Origin of the sequence: Rhodococcus sp. AH-ZY2 (assembly GCF_030916465.1) — a bacterium.
GTDB lineage: Bacteria > Actinomycetota > Actinomycetes > Mycobacteriales > Mycobacteriaceae > Rhodococcus > Rhodococcus ruber.
Window position 1 is genome coordinate 1,014,808 of the sequence record NZ_CP126458.1, and the last position, 13,637, is coordinate 1,028,444.

The 13,637-nt window shown below is 68.8% G+C and carries 14 protein-coding genes and 1 pseudogene; 10 read left to right on the forward strand and 5 right to left on the reverse strand.

The features are described from left to right. Window positions 1-29: 29 nt before the first annotated feature. The 4 genes from QNA09_RS05755 to QNA09_RS05770 all read left to right on the forward strand — a co-directional run bounded on the left by QNA09_RS05755 (window position 30) and on the right by QNA09_RS05770 (window position 3,206). Complete coding sequence (locus tag QNA09_RS05755) at window positions 30-824, forward strand: 2-keto-4-pentenoate hydratase (RefSeq protein WP_010592519.1); 795 nt, start codon at window positions 30-32, stop codon at window positions 822-824. Then, window positions 821-1,609, forward strand: a complete 789-nt coding sequence (locus tag QNA09_RS05760; RefSeq protein ID WP_102030855.1) for a 2-keto-4-pentenoate hydratase — start codon at window positions 821-823, stop codon at window positions 1,607-1,609. The genes QNA09_RS05755 and QNA09_RS05760 overlap by 4 nt, the downstream gene beginning before the upstream one ends. Window positions 1,610-1,611: 2 nt before the next feature. Continuing rightward, window positions 1,612-1,809: a tautomerase family protein gene (locus QNA09_RS05765; RefSeq protein WP_010592517.1), complete on the forward strand. Its 198-nt coding sequence runs from the start codon at window positions 1,612-1,614 to the stop codon at window positions 1,807-1,809. Window positions 1,810-1,940: 131 nt separating this feature from the next. Further along, window positions 1,941-3,206 carry an acyl-CoA dehydrogenase family protein gene (locus tag QNA09_RS05770; RefSeq protein ID WP_010592516.1) on the forward strand — a complete coding sequence of 422 codons (1,266 nt, stop codon included), beginning with the start codon at window positions 1,941-1,943 and terminating at the stop codon, window positions 3,204-3,206. Window positions 3,207-3,276: 70 nt separating this feature from the next. On the opposite strand, the gene QNA09_RS05775 is transcribed toward QNA09_RS05770, so the two are convergent. Then, on the reverse strand, window positions 3,277-4,284 hold the full coding sequence (locus tag QNA09_RS05775) for an AraC family transcriptional regulator (protein WP_119699551.1): 1,008 nt from the start codon (window positions 4,282-4,284) through the stop codon (window positions 3,277-3,279). Window positions 4,285-4,416: 132 nt separating this feature from the next. On the opposite strand from QNA09_RS05775, the gene QNA09_RS05780 reads away from it, so the two are divergent. Both QNA09_RS05780 and QNA09_RS05785 read left to right on the forward strand, forming a co-directional pair. Beyond that, the gene (locus tag QNA09_RS05780; protein ID WP_308072321.1) at window positions 4,417-5,631 is read left to right on the forward strand and encodes a cytochrome P450; all 1,215 of its coding nucleotides are present in this window, start codon (window positions 4,417-4,419) and stop codon (window positions 5,629-5,631) included. A gap of 2 nt (window positions 5,632-5,633) precedes the next feature. After that, the gene (locus QNA09_RS05785) at window positions 5,634-6,662 is read left to right on the forward strand and encodes an NADH:ubiquinone reductase (Na(+)-transporting) subunit F (protein ID WP_010592513.1); all 1,029 of its coding nucleotides are present in this window, start codon (window positions 5,634-5,636) and stop codon (window positions 6,660-6,662) included. Window positions 6,663-6,715: 53 nt separating this feature from the next. On the opposite strand, the gene QNA09_RS05790 is transcribed toward QNA09_RS05785, so the two are convergent. Further along, on the reverse strand, window positions 6,716-7,738 hold the full coding sequence (locus QNA09_RS05790) for an AraC family transcriptional regulator (RefSeq protein ID WP_010592512.1): 1,023 nt from the start codon (window positions 7,736-7,738) through the stop codon (window positions 6,716-6,718). A gap of 209 nt (window positions 7,739-7,947) precedes the next feature. On the opposite strand from QNA09_RS05790, the gene QNA09_RS05795 reads away from it, so the two are divergent. The 4 genes and pseudogenes from QNA09_RS05795 to QNA09_RS05810 all read left to right on the forward strand — a co-directional run bounded on the left by QNA09_RS05795 (window position 7,948) and on the right by QNA09_RS05810 (window position 10,795). Next, on the forward strand, window positions 7,948-9,510 hold the full coding sequence (locus QNA09_RS05795) for a 4-hydroxyphenylacetate 3-hydroxylase family protein (protein ID WP_010592511.1): 1,563 nt from the start codon (window positions 7,948-7,950) through the stop codon (window positions 9,508-9,510). Between the two features lie 13 nt (window positions 9,511-9,523). Next, a complete protein-coding gene (nphA, locus tag QNA09_RS05800) occupies window positions 9,524-10,051 on the forward strand; it encodes an NADH-dependent flavin reductase (protein WP_190242367.1) in 528 nt (175 codons plus the stop codon). Window positions 10,052-10,218: 167 nt separating this feature from the next. Beyond that, a pseudogene (locus tag QNA09_RS05805) lies at window positions 10,219-10,380 on the forward strand (wax ester/triacylglycerol synthase domain-containing protein); the annotation flags it as partial. A 91-nt stretch (window positions 10,381-10,471) separates the two neighbouring features. Then, on the forward strand, window positions 10,472-10,795 hold the full coding sequence (locus tag QNA09_RS05810) for a hypothetical protein (protein WP_010592509.1): 324 nt from the start codon (window positions 10,472-10,474) through the stop codon (window positions 10,793-10,795). 26 nt (window positions 10,796-10,821) lie between these two features. Here QNA09_RS05810 and QNA09_RS05815 read toward each other — a convergent pair whose 3' ends face one another. The 3 genes from QNA09_RS05815 to QNA09_RS05825 form a co-directional block, all read right to left on the reverse strand. Further along, on the reverse strand, window positions 10,822-11,250 hold the full coding sequence (locus QNA09_RS05815; RefSeq protein WP_010592508.1) for a tautomerase family protein: 429 nt from the start codon (window positions 11,248-11,250) through the stop codon (window positions 10,822-10,824). A 33-nt stretch (window positions 11,251-11,283) separates the two neighbouring features. Next, window positions 11,284-12,036, reverse strand: coding sequence for an SDR family NAD(P)-dependent oxidoreductase (locus tag QNA09_RS05820; protein ID WP_010592507.1), 753 nt, complete (start codon window positions 12,034-12,036; stop codon window positions 11,284-11,286). A gap of 112 nt (window positions 12,037-12,148) precedes the next feature. Then, a complete protein-coding gene (locus QNA09_RS05825) occupies window positions 12,149-13,627 on the reverse strand; it encodes an aldehyde dehydrogenase (RefSeq protein ID WP_010592506.1) in 1,479 nt (492 codons plus the stop codon). Window positions 13,628-13,637: the final 10 nt, after the last annotated feature.

Here is a 13,637-nt window from a genome sequence, read left to right on the forward strand (position 1 = left end):
ACGAACACGACAAGCGAAAAAGAGGAGCCATGGACACCGCCGCCCACAAGGCCGCAGACCGACTGCTCGAGGTGTATCGCACGGGGGAGCCGATCGATCCGCTCACCCCCGATCATCCCGACGCGTCGATCGAACTCGCCTACCGGATCCAACAGCTGCAGGTCGAGCAGTGGACGCTGGCCGGCGATGTCGTCAAGGGCCACAAGGTGGGCTTGGCCTCCCGCGCGATCCAGCGGCAGATGGGTGTCGATCAACCCGATTTCGGGCATCTGACCGCGAGCATGTTCCACCTCGAGCATCAGCCGATCCCCGCCGGCCGCTTCCTGCAGCCGCGGATCGAGCCCGAGGTGGCGTTCGTGCTCGGCCGGCCGCTGGCCGGTCCGGGCGTCACCGCCGCCGAAGCTGCGCGGGCCGTGGACTTCGTGCTGCCCGCACTCGAGATCGTCGACTCGCGGATCCGGGACTGGAAGATCGGCATCTTCGACACCATCGCGGACAACGCCTCGTCCGGCGGCGTGATCCTGGGGAGCCGGCCGGTCTCCCTCGGTGACGTCGACCTGAGGCTGATCGGATGCACACTCCACATAGGCGGTGAACTCATGGCGACGGGAGCCGGCGGAGCCGTCCTCGGGTCCCCGCTCAACGCGCTGGTGTGGCTGGCCAACACGGTCGGCCCGCTCGGGGTCACCCTCGAACCGGGGCATGTGGTGCTTCCCGGCTCCATGACCAGGGCGTTTCCCGTGGCGGCGGGCAATTCCATCGTGGCGAACATCAGCGGGCTCGGCAGCGTCACCGCCGTGCTCGGCGGAAAGGACGAGAAATGAGCGACCAGTCGTGGAGCGCGGCCCGCGTCGCCGACGTGCTGCTGCGGGCGGAGGACACGGCGACCCCGCAGACGTCGATCCTCGCGGAATGGGACGGACTGGACCTGGGGACCGCGTACGCCGCGCAGGACATCGCGTTGCGCATGCGGCTCGCCCGCGGCGAGCGGCTCACCGGCGTGAAGCTCGGGGTCACGTCTAAGGCAAAGCAACGGCAGGTGGGCGTGGACTCGCCGTCCACCGCGTGGCTCACGGACAGGATGATCCTGCCGATCGGCGAGCCTGTCCCGCGCGAGAAGATGATCCACGCTCGCGCGGAGCCGGAGATCGCGTTCGTCATGGGCCGCAGGCTCGAGGGGCCGGGCGTCTCGGCCGCGACCGCGCTGGCCGCGGTGGAGCACGTGGTCGGCGCGATCGAGATCATCGACAGCCGCTTCTCCGGCTACCAGTTCTCGATGATGGACGCCGTCGCGGACAACAACTCGTCCGGACGGTACGTGACCGGTCCGGTCGGCCGCGCGCCGGAGGATCTCGATCTCGCCCTCGAGGCGTGTCTGCTCGAGATCGACGGCGAGGTGGTGGATTCGGCAACGGGCGCTGCGGTACACGGACATCCCGCGGAGGCGCTGGCCTTCGCCGTGAACACCCTGGCCGAGCGGGGACTCGCCATCGAGGCAGGGTGGGTGGTGCTCACCGGCGGCATGACCGACGCCGTGCCGGTGCAGCCGCGGGCGCGCATCGCCGCGCACTTCACCACCCTCGGCACCGTCACCGTGGCGGGAGGCTGACGATGCCGCTCATCGACGTGACGATCGCGGAGGGGCGCAGCCCGGACGAGCTCCGGAGGCTGATCCACGAACTGACCCAGGCGGCGCACCGGGCCCTGGACGCGCCGCTGCCCAACATCCGGGTGGTGCTGCGGGAGACGCCGAAGACACACTTCGCCGCAGGCGATGTGACGATCGCCGAGCGTGAGACACGGGCCTGAACGGTCCGGATATCCCGGACTGCGACAGCGCCGGCCGGCGACGACGTCGAGCATCGTGATCGAGCCGCATCGGGGCGGGGAAGCGGGATACACAAGGGAGACACCATCCCCTGCGTCCCCTGGAGAACCCGATGACGTCGAACCCACAGCGCGCCCTCACCCTGGTTGCCGAGCCCGAGCCCGGCTGCGAACGGGTGGCGGACCGGATGTACCACGACCTGCTTTCGCCACCGGAGGTGCAACAGGTGCGCGACCGCGTCCGGGACTTCGCCGCTCGGGCTGTCTCGCCGATCGCCGGCCGGATCGCCGGCGGGGACGAGCGCCTCGACGGGTTCCCCCGGGACGCGTTCGAGGCCATGGCCTCGAACGGTCTGTTCCGCCTTCCCTTCACCGCGGACGTCGGTGGCGACGGACTCACGCACCGCGCCACGGCCACCGCGGTGGCCGTCGAGGAACTGGCGTACTACTCCAACAGCGTCGCCGCGATCTACGACGTCCATTGCATCCTCGCCGGCACGGCACTGGACCAGGGCACCGAGGAGCAACGGCGCCGATGGCTGCGTGCCGTCGTCGACGGGGAGATCGTCGGATCGTTCGCGACGAGCGAGCCCGGTGCCTCGAGCGATCTGTCTCCCGAGGCGGTGCAGACCGTCGCGAGCCCGGACGGCGACGGGTGGGTGCTCACCGGCCGCAAGCGGTGGATCACCAATTCGGTCGTCGCCGGTGTCGTCGTCGTGCTCGCCCGGACCGGCGACAGCCTCACCACCTTCATCGTTCCCACCACCGCACCGGGCGTCACCGTCGGCACACCCGACCGCAAACTCGGCAACCGCGGGCAGATCACGGCCGACGTGATCCTCGACCGTGTTCCGCTCGGGCCGGAATCGGTGCTCGGGCGGGTCGGCGGTGGCCTGCGCGTCGCGCTCCGGACACTCACCTACGGCCGCATCGGAATCGGCGCCGCCGGCGTCGGCATGGCGCAGGCCGCCTTCGACCGGACCGTCGCGCATCTGAAGTCGCGGCACGCGTTCGGTGGTTCGCTGGCCTCCAAACAGCATTGGCAGTTCGTGATGGCCGACTACGCGGCAGATCTCGAGTCCGCCCGTAGCCTGTACCTGAAAGCGGCGCTCCGGCTCGACGCGGGGGAACACTTTCCCGAGCCCGAAGCGGCGATGGCAAAGCTGCGCGGAACCGACCTGGCGGCGCGCATCGCCCGGGATGCCGTGCAGGCGTTCGGCGGACTCGGATTCGTGCAGTCCCTCGGTGCCGACGACACCGAAGGCCCGGTCGAGGCGATCTACCGGGACAGCAAGATCGGCGAGATCTACGAGGGAGCCAACGAGATTCAGAAATGGGTGCTCGCCCGGCAGATTTTCGGACGGGACCACACCGGATAGGTTTCGGCAGTTCTGTGGGGGCTGGTCGTCGCTCGTGCGAGCGTGGACGGCCGGCCCTCGCCGGTGACGACTACCCGCGCACGGCGGGGTTCAGGCGGAAATGTGCAGGGCTGGAGCCGAACCGGCGACGGAACGCGCGGCTGAAATGCGATACGTCCCGGAACCCGACGTGGACACTGATCGCAGTGACGGTGAGATCGGTTTCCAGCAGCATCGTTCGGGCGCGGCCGAGTCGCACCTCGTACAGCCACGTGCGGGGAGTGGTTCCCGCCGTGCTGAACAGTTTGTGGATGTAGCGCAGCGACATTCCCAGTTCCATGCCGATCTCGGCGAGCGTGTGATCGGGATCGTGCAGGTACCGGGCCATGGTGGCCTGGACCTTGCGCAGGTCGTCCGCGTGCGCCCGCTTCGTGGCGTTCAGCGGAGTCACCCGGTCGCTGATCGCGGTGACGAGCAGGTCCAGCGCCGCGGCGGCCACAGAATCCGAGGTTCCACCGGACAGGGGGGTTTCGGTGGCGGCCACGTCGACCAGAAAACGCGACACCAGTCGCCCGATGCCGGTCTGCCCCGAAATGCCGTGGCCCGTCACGCTCTCCACCGCGTTGAGCGGCAGTCGGGACGTGAGCTGCCGGCGCGGCGCCCGCAGTACGATCTGCTCGAATTCGGTTGTGCCGTCGACGACGAACGGCGTCGACGAGTCCACGACGCCGAAGGCGCCGTTCTCGAGGATCGCCGTCCGCGGCCCCTGCGTCAGGGTGGCGGAACCCTGAGTGATGAGGCACAGCAGGAAATCGTCGTTGGGATCCGAATCGATCATCGCGGGGGTCCGCACCACCGTGTGCGGATCGGCGCGCACCACGCTCACGATCACGTCGCCGATCGGGCGAGCGACCAGATCGGCAGCAAACCGGTCGTTCGATCGGGACCAGTCGACGTCCATCTCGCAGTAGGTCCGGTCGAGCGTATCCGCCCACCGCGCACGGCCTTCGGCGGATTCGAGTTCACGAACGCTCAGCGCCACCGGTCGACCGGCCTCCGCGGTGCACGGGGAGTCATCCTTCGGTGCACTGTCGGTCATGTTCCTGCTCACCTCCTCCTCCTAGTGTTCCAGATCACAGGAACTCGGCGGGCGGACGATACCGCGAGACGCACCGTCTGCGCGACCCTCGACCGTCGCCTCCGGACGAGCCGACGACAGGAGAACGACATCATGACCACCACCCACACCTGGATCGACGAGATCACCATGGAGGAACTGGATCGCGACCCGAATCCGATCTATGAGCGCCTCCGCCGTGAAGCCCCGGTCGCGTATGTGCCCGCAGTGGGGATGCACGTCGTGGCGACCCGCGAGTTGTGCCTGCAGATCACGCAGGACCCGCAGGCGTGGTCCACCGTGATCGCCCCCTCGGGAGGCCGGACGTTCGGCAAGGGAACGGTTCTCGACTCCAACGGCGAGCAGCACCGCAGGATCCGGGAGTGGATCGATCCGCAACTGCGTCCCGCCGCCGTCGACACCTATGTCGAGGCCCTGGTCCGGCCGCAGGCGCAGCGGATCCTCGAGCGCATCGAAGACCTCGGAGCCGCCGACATCCAGGAGGCATACTTCGCGCCGGTCAGCGTCCGCGCCGTCGGCGACCTCATGGGCCTGACGGACGTCCCGTCCGAGACGCTCGTGCGCTGGTTCCAGACGCTCGCCCTGTCCTACGGCAACGCCGCGGTCGACGAGCACGGCAACTTCGCAGATCCGGCACCCTTCGAGGCCGGTGACAGGGTCAAGGAGGAGATCGTCGCGACAGTCGACCCCATGCTCGACCACTGGACCGCCCACCCCGACCACACCCTCATCTCGCACTGGCTGCACGACGGGATGCCCGAGGGACAGGTGCGCGATCGCGCCGAGATCTACCCGAACATCTACGTGTTCCTGCTCGGTGCTCTGCAGGAGCCGGGCCACGTCATGACGACCACCCTGGCGGGCCTGCTGCAGCACCCCGAACAGCTCGAACGGGTCGTCGACGATCCGACCCTCGTGCCGCGCGCGATCAACGAGGGCGCTCGGTGGGTGGCGCCGATCTGGAGCGCTGCGGTGAAGGTCGCGAACCACGATGTCACGATCGGCGGTGTCGACCTGCCTGCGGGTACACCCGTGATACTCGCCTACGGCTCGGCGAACCGGGACGAGACCGCCTGGGAGAACCCGGACGCCTACGACGTGGATCGGCCGGTCATGCCGCATCTCGCGTTCGGCTCCGGCAACCATGCCTGTGCCGGAACCTACCTCGGCACCGCGATCGTCCGCATCGCGCTCGAGGAGCTGTTCGAGACGATCCCGAACATCGAGCCCGATCTCGACCACACGCCGGACTTCTGGGGCTGGACCTTCCGCGGCCCGCAGGGATTGCGTGTGCGGTGGGAGGTGTGACAGTGGAACATTCGGTGACCGTCTCGGACGGCGAGCAGCCCTTTCGTGCCGCAGCGGACCGCTCCATCCTCGAATCCGCGCTACGGGAGAACCGGTGGCTCCCGCATGCCTGCTCGCAGGGCACGTGTGGCACCTGCAAGATCCGCGTGCTGTGCGGGGAGGTGGACCACGGGCGGGTGGACGATACGGTCCTTTCCGAGACGGAGCGTGCGAGCGGGCTCGCGCTGGCCTGCCAGGCGAGCCCGCGCACCGATCTGACCGTCGCGCCGTTGAGCGAGACTGCGCCGGTCGGCCCGAGGCATCCGTTGCGCGATCACGCCGGCACCGTGCTCGAGCTGACCGACATCGCCCGGTGCACCCGCCGGCTCGTCGTGGAGCTGGACGAGCCGATGGAATTCTCCGCCGGCCAGTACGCCGAGCTGGTTGTGCCGGGTTCCGTGGTGGCACGCCAATATTCGATGGCCAATCCGCCGTCCGAGTCGCGCCGGCTCGAGTTCCACATCAAGAAGGTCGACGGTGGGCTCGCGACGGAGGGGTGGATCTTCGGCTCGCTACGCCCGGGAGACCGGATCGAGTTGCGCGGGCCGCTGGGGCAGTTCGCCCTGGTTCACCCCCAGGAGGAACCGGCCATCCTGATCGGCGGCGGGACGGGACTAGCCCCCTTGAAGTCGATTGTGCGCCATGCTCTCTCCAGCGATCTCGTCCCGAGCATCGACCTGTACCACGGAGGGCGCGGGCAGGCGGATCTGTACGACGTGGACTTCTTCCGGGCACTCGAGGCTGCCGATTCCCGATTCCGCTACCACCCCGTGCTCAGCGAGGAGCAGTGGGACGGCGCGACCGGCATGGTCACCGACGTCGTGCTCGACGACTTCGCCAGTTGCCGGGGGCGCAGCGCGTACCTGTGCGGACCACCCGCCATGGTCGCCGCGGCGGTCAAGGCGCTCAAACGGCGTCGCATGGCGCCCCGGTCGATATTCAAGGAGGAGTTCACCGTCGGCGCCGCGCCGCCGGTGCTGTCGCCGACGTGACCGGTTCTGCGGCCGGGTGTTCGGGTTCGTCCCGGGCACCCGGCCGTTCGCCGTCAGTGCCGGTGGCCCGGTGGGCGGTCGGTTCTTCCCTTGCGGTACTGACCGGGGCTGGAGCCGAAGGAGGCGCGGAACGTCCTGCTGAAGTGGGAGACGTCCCGGAAACCCGCGCATTCGCTGACCTCCGCGACGGACATCTCGGTCGTCAGCAGGTACTTCCGCGCGCGTTCGAGGCGGGCCTGGTACAGCCATGCCCGGGGGGTGATCCCGGCCGCGCTGAACAGTTTCTGCACGTTACGCAACGACATCCCGGCGTCGGCCGCGACGTCCGACAGCGTGAGCTCGGGATCGTGCAGTTTCTGTTCGATGACCCGCTGGACGCGGGTGAGGTCCTCGGTGCGATGCAGTTGCGAGGCGCTGGTCGCGAGCGGTCCCTCCGCGAGCGCGGTGGCCAGCATGTCGACGGCCGAGGAGGCGAACGACACGGCGGCCCCCGGCGAGATCGGCGCCGTCGTGGTCGAGAGGTCGACGAAGAATCGGCCGACCAGTTCGCCGGCCCCGGTGTCGCCGCCGATCGACCGGGCGGTGCCGTGCTCGACGATCCGGCCGGGTAGACGTGAGGTGAGCAGCTCGGCGGGGGACCGCACCACGATCTGCCGGAACGGCGCGGGGGAGTGGAAGACGAACGGTGCGGAGCAGTCCAGCAGCGCGAATCCCCCGCGCTCGAGAACGGTGGCTCGACCGGACTGCTGCACCTCGACGCGGCCCTCGGTCACGATGCACACGAGGTAGCCCGCCCAGTTGTCCGAGGCGATCATCTCGGGGGACCGCACCACGGTGTGGGCGTCGGCGCGGATCGTGCTGATGTGCAGGTCCCCGAAGGGCCGTCCACCCCACTCGGCGTCGAAGTGCTGCCGCGGATCGGGCCACGCCACGTCCATCTCGCCGTACAGCAGCTCGAGGGTGCTCGCCCACTGTGTGCGGCCTTCGCGGGTGTCGAGCTCCCGCGTGCGTAGGGACACGAGGGCGGGCGCCGCTCCGTTGCGCGCGGAGTCACCCGATTGTTCGCGCTCAGCCATGTTCCAGCAGACCTCCGCCTTCTAGTGTTCCAGATCACAGGGACTTGGCGTCCGGAACGATATTCCGACATCGCGCCGAAGGCGACATCCGAGAGCGGATCCCCAATCAGGGCAACGCAATCGGTGCCGACCGCGTCGCAGCGCGACGCCGGTCGATCCCGCCGGTCCCCGAAACGACTCTCCACCGCCCGAGACCAGGAGTGAACATCATGACGACATCAGCGATCATCGGCGACGCCGTGGGAGCACCCAACACCGTCCGTCCCATGACGGGCGAGGAGTACATCGAGTCGCTGCGCGACGGTCGCGAGGTGTACTTCCGTGGTGAGCGGGTCGACGACGTCACCACACACCCCGCCTTCCGAAATTCGGTCCGGTCGGTGGCACGGATGTACGACGCGATGCACAAGCCGGAGGCGAAGGGCATCCTCACGGTGCCGACCGACACCGGCAACGGTGGCTTCACCCATCCGTTCTTCAAGACGGCACGCAGCGCCGACGACCTGCTCCTCGCCCGCGACGCGATCGCCACGTGGCAGCGCGAGGTGTACGGCTGGCTGGGCCGCTCGCCCGACTACAAGGCGTCGTTCCTCGGCACCCTCGGAGCCAACGCCGACTTCTACGGCGAGTACAAGCAGAACGCCCTCGACTGGTACAAGAAGTCCCAGGAGCGGGTGCTCTACCTCAACCACGCGATCGTCAACCCGCCGATCGACCGCGACAAGCCCGCCGACGAGACCGCCGACATCTGCGTGCACGTGGTCGAGGAAACCGACGCGGGTCTGATCGTGTCGGGCGCGAAGGTGGTGGCGACCGGTTCGGCGATCACGAATGCCAACTTCATCGCGCACTACGGCCTGCCGCTCCGCAAGAAGGAGTTCGGCCTGATCTTCACCGTCCCGATGGATTCACCGGGGCTGAAGTTGTTCTGTCGTACGTCCTACGAGATGAACGCCGCCGTCATGGGTACGCCGTTCGACTACCCGCTGTCGAGCCGATTCGACGAGAACGACGCGATCATGGTGTTCGACCGAGTGCTGGTGCCGTGGGAGAACGTCTTCGCCTACGACGCCGAGACGACCAACGGGTTCGTCATGAAATCCGGGTTCATGTCGCGCTTCATGTTTCACGGTTGCGCCCGTCTCGCCGTGAAGCTCGACTTCATCGCCGGCTGTGTGATGAAGGCGGTGGAGATGACCGGCTCGGCCGGATTCCGCGGGGTGCAGATGCAGGTCGGCGAGATCCTCAACTGGCGCGACATGTTCTGGGGACTGTCCGACGCGATGGCGAAGACGCCCGATCCGTGGGTGGGCGGGGCCGTGCAACCGAACCTGAACTACGGCCTGGCGTATCGGACCTTCATGGGTGTGGGCTATCCGCGGATCAAGGAGATCATCCAGCAGACTCTCGGCAGCGGTCTGATCTACCTGAATTCCCATGCGAGCGACTGGGGCAACCCCGACATCCGGCCGTACCTCGACCAGTACGTGCGCGGGTCGAACGGGATCGCGGCCATCGACCGTGTCAAGCTGCTCAAGCTGCTCTGGGATGCCGTCGGCACCGAGTTCGGCGGCCGGCACGAGTTGTACGAGCGCAACTACGGCGGTGACCACGAGGCCGTGCGCTTCCAGACGCTGTTCGCCTACCAGGCCCAGGGCCTGGACAACCAGCTCAAGGGCTTCGCCGAGCAGTGCATGTCCGAGTACGACGTCGACGGCTGGACGCGCCCCGATCTGATCGGCAACGACGATCTGAAGATCGTCCGGGGCTGAACGGAGCGAGACGATGAGGAGCACTGCCGTGGCCGATCTCGAGGTCACTCCACAACATATGCGAAAAGCGCTGGGGCGGTTCGCGAGCGGCGTCACCATCGTCACCACCGCCGAGTGCGAGGACGAGGCTTCGGTGCACGGGATGACCGCCAACGCTTTCACCTCGGTGTCGCTCGACCCGCCGCTCGTGCTCGTGTCGATCGCCAACCGCGCCAGGATGAACGAGCGGATCCGGGAGACCGGTAGGTACGGGGTTTCGATCCTCGCCGGGGACCAGGAACCGTTGTCCCTGCACTTCGCCGGTGCGGCACACCAGCCGGATCTGGTCCGGTTCGTGTGGCGGAAGGAAGTGCCCCTCCTCGAGGGCGCGCTGGTGCACCTCGCGTGCACGGTGGTCGACTCCCATCCCGCGGGTGACCACACGCTGCACGTGGGCCGGGTGGAGCAGCTCTGGTACGACGACGGGCACCCCCTGGTGTTCTACACCGGCAGTTTCCGGTCGCTCGAGTTGCAGGGCAGGGACGACCCCTGGGGCTTCTGATCGAGGTAGAGCGGGGGTGGCCGCGGCGGGTGTCGCGGCCACCCTCCCGCGTATCCGACGGAATCCCTCCGTGCCCTGTCTGCGGACATCTGGTTCGCTGGAGGGACGCGACGCCAGGTGGGCGCATCCGGGCGGTCGCAGCGGGACGGGGCGGGGAGTTGTTCCCGGTGGTCGAATCGATCCGGCGGCGCCCGCTCGACCGGTCACGGCCGCTGTGGGAGCTGTGGGTGATCCCGGGGCTCGGAGAGCATTCACATGCGGTCTACCTGCGGGTCCACCATGTGATCGCCGACGGCCCGGCGGGGGTGGCGATGCTCGGCGTGCTCCTCGACGCCGCCCCGGACGTGCCGCTGACGCCCGCGCCGCCTCGGCACGAGGAGAAGATCGACGATGTGCTGCTCTCGGTCTTCGCCGGGGGGCTTGCGCGAACTGCTGTGTCGCCGGGGCGAACCGGCCGACGACGTCGTGCTGCGGGCGGTCGTCCCCGTCTCACTGCACGGGCAGCAGTCGGGGCCGGCCCGCGGAAGCCTGCTCGGTCAGATGATCGTTCGGCTTCCGGTGGGCAACACCAGCCTCGGTGCGGGCGCGTTCTCGTACGCGGGGCGGTTCACGATCACCGTCGTCGGCGACAGTGTCGTGTGTCCCGAAGTGGACGTGGTGGCTCGCGGGATGGAGGAGACGCCGCGAGTGCTCCGCGGCGGACGCCCGAGCGAATGTGCCGTGGTGTCGGGTAGACCGACGTGACGGCACATTCGCTCAGGTGCCGGCGATCAGCGCGCCCGCTGTGTGGTTGCCGCCCGTGCCGCGACCTCGTCGGCGCGGGCGGCGGCGGCGGGGTCGCCTGCGATGAACCAGTTCACTGGGTCCGCCTCCACGATCCGGCCACGCACCGACTCCCTCGGCGCCCCGAGAATCTCGACGATCAGATCGGTGAAACGCGCTGCCAGCTCCTGCCGCTGCGCGATGGGGCGTCCGGCCAGGACGATCGCGGTGAAGTAGGGGGCCGGGGTGCCGCCGTCGGCGATCACCGTGCCGGACGTCGCGACGTCGTCGGGGTCGTACCGGACGACGAACGCCCGCACCCGCTCGATCGGGGAGTCGAGGACCTCCGCATAACAGCGACTCGCGTCGGCGAGCAGACGACGTCGTTGCCCGGCGGTGTAGGCGCCGTCGACGAGGTGGAAGTGTGCAACGGGCATGGATGCTCCTTCGTGACGCTTCGGGGTACAGGATTACTGGACTCCGTGCCGGGTCCCGCCGTCGACGTTGAGGACGCTTCCGTGCAGCACGGCGGCCTCGGGAGCGAGGAGCATCTCCAGAGTCCAGCCGATCTCGTCGAGCGTCGGTAGGCGGCCGAGCGTGGTCGCGGCGCGATAGCGATCCCAGATCTCGCCGGGGTCGCGCCCGGTCTCGGCGGCCTCGGTCTCGACGAACTTCCGCAGCCGTGGAGTGTCGACGGGTCCCGGTGCGATGGTGTGGGTGGTGACGCCGCTCGGGCCGTAGAGTGCGCTGAGCTGGCGCATGAGATTGAAGACTGCGGCGTTCACCGTCCCCGGCCCGGCGTCGAGCGGGCCGGGTTCGAGTCCGAGCGAACCGGCGATCGTCACGAAACGCGAGCCCGGTACGAGGTGGTCCCGGACGGCGTGCAGCAGCCGCACCAGTCCGCCCACCTTGATATTCGCGCCTACCGCGAGGTCCCCCGGTGCGATGGTGTCGGCCGAGCCGCGCACCGGCAGCCCGGCCGCGAACACGGCCAGGCGCACGGGCGCGTCGAGACGGGCGGCGATCGCGCCGATGGCACTGTCGTCGGCGATGTCGGCGACACACGGAACGATCAGATCGCCCTCGGTCGCGAGCTTGTCGAGGTCCTCGGCATTTCGGGCGACCGCGACGACGCGCATCCCGCGCCGGACCAGGCGCCGGGTGAACTCGGTGCCCATCGCGCCGGTTGCGCCGACGACGACGCACAGTGCGGGTGAGGCCATGTCTGTGCTCCTTGATTCGTGGGTGTGGCCGCAATCGAGACGCGAAATCGGAACTCGCCCAGACATGGTCGTGGGCGGATTCCGATTCGGCGTGCGTATCCGTTGCTCCGTTTCAGCCGCGCAGCCGGAGGGTGACTGCCCGCGGCTCGGTGAAGAAGTCGCGGGAGTACTGCCCGCCCTCGCGTCCCAGGCCGCTGGCGCCCTCGCCACCGAACGGCAGGCGCAGGTCGCGCTCGAAGAAGCAGTTGATCCACACGGTGCCGGCCTTCCAGCGGGCGGCCATCCGGTGGGCGCGGTCGAGGTTCTGGGTGAACAGCATTCCGGCGAGACCGTAGGGGGAGTCGTTGGCGATGCGCAGCGCTTCCTCCTCGGTATCGAATCCGAGGACGGTCTCGACCGGGCCGAAGATCTCCTCCCGTGCGGTGCGGGAGTCGTTTGTCAGCCCGGTGACGACGGTGGGCGGGTAGTAGAACCCGGCGGCGCGGGCGTCGTCGGTCAGGCGGGCACCACCGGTGACGACCTTGCCGCCTTCCTCCTGGGCGAGTTCGACGTAGCCGTGCACCTTGTCGAGGTGGCGCTGCTCGATGAGCGGGCCCAGGAAGTTGGCCGGGTCCTTCGGGTCGCCGACGGTGAGCTTGTCCGCCTCCTCGGTGAACCGGGCGAGGAACTCGTCCATGATGCTGTTGTGCACCAGAAGGCGGGAACCGGCCAGACACACCTGCCCGTTGCCGCCGAAGATCGCCCGGATCGCCATCGGCACGGCGACGTCGAGGTCGGCGTCGGCGAAGACGATGTTCGCGGACTTGCCGCCCATCTCCGCCGAGACCGGGGTGTGATGGGCCGCGGCGGCCTGCAGGATCTTCACGCCCGTGGCGCTCGAGCCGGTGAAGGTGATCCGATCCACCCGCGGATCCGAGGTCAGCGGCCCGGCGACGGCCTCACCGCCGAACCCGTGCACGACGTTGAGCACCCCCTCGGGCAGCCCGGCCTCGAGGGCGAGCTCGGCGAAGCGGTGCGCGGTCAGCGGGGTCTGCGGCGCGGGCTTGAGGACAGCGGTATTTCCGAATGCCAAGGCGGGAGCGATCTTCCACGTGGCGAGCATCAGCGGCGCGTTCCACGGGCTGATCGCCGAGACGACACCGGCCGGTGGGTAGAGCACGTACGACAGCAGGTCCCCGTCCGGGTATGCCTCGTTCGCGGCCATCGCGACGTAGTCGGCGAAGAAGCGCAGATTGTGTGCCACCCGCGGGATCTCGGCGTGCAGGGACTGATTGATGCTCTTGCCGCCGTCGCGGGTCTCGAGCAGGGCGAGTTCCTCTCGGTGGGCGTCGACCGTGTCGGCGACCGCGTGCAGGATCTTCGCGCGCTCCTTCGGGGACAGCAGCGGCCACGGGCCGTCGTCGAACGCACTGCGGGCGGCGGTGATCGCCGCGGCACCGTCCTCGGCCGTGCCCGCGGGTACGATCCCGAGTAGCGCACCGTCGTGCGGGTCGCGGGATTCGAAGGTGGCCCCGTCCGACGCCTGCTTCCATTCGCCGCCGATCAGGTGACGGACCTGCGTGACCGATGGCGGGTTCTGGGTCTGTGTCATGGCAGTCTCC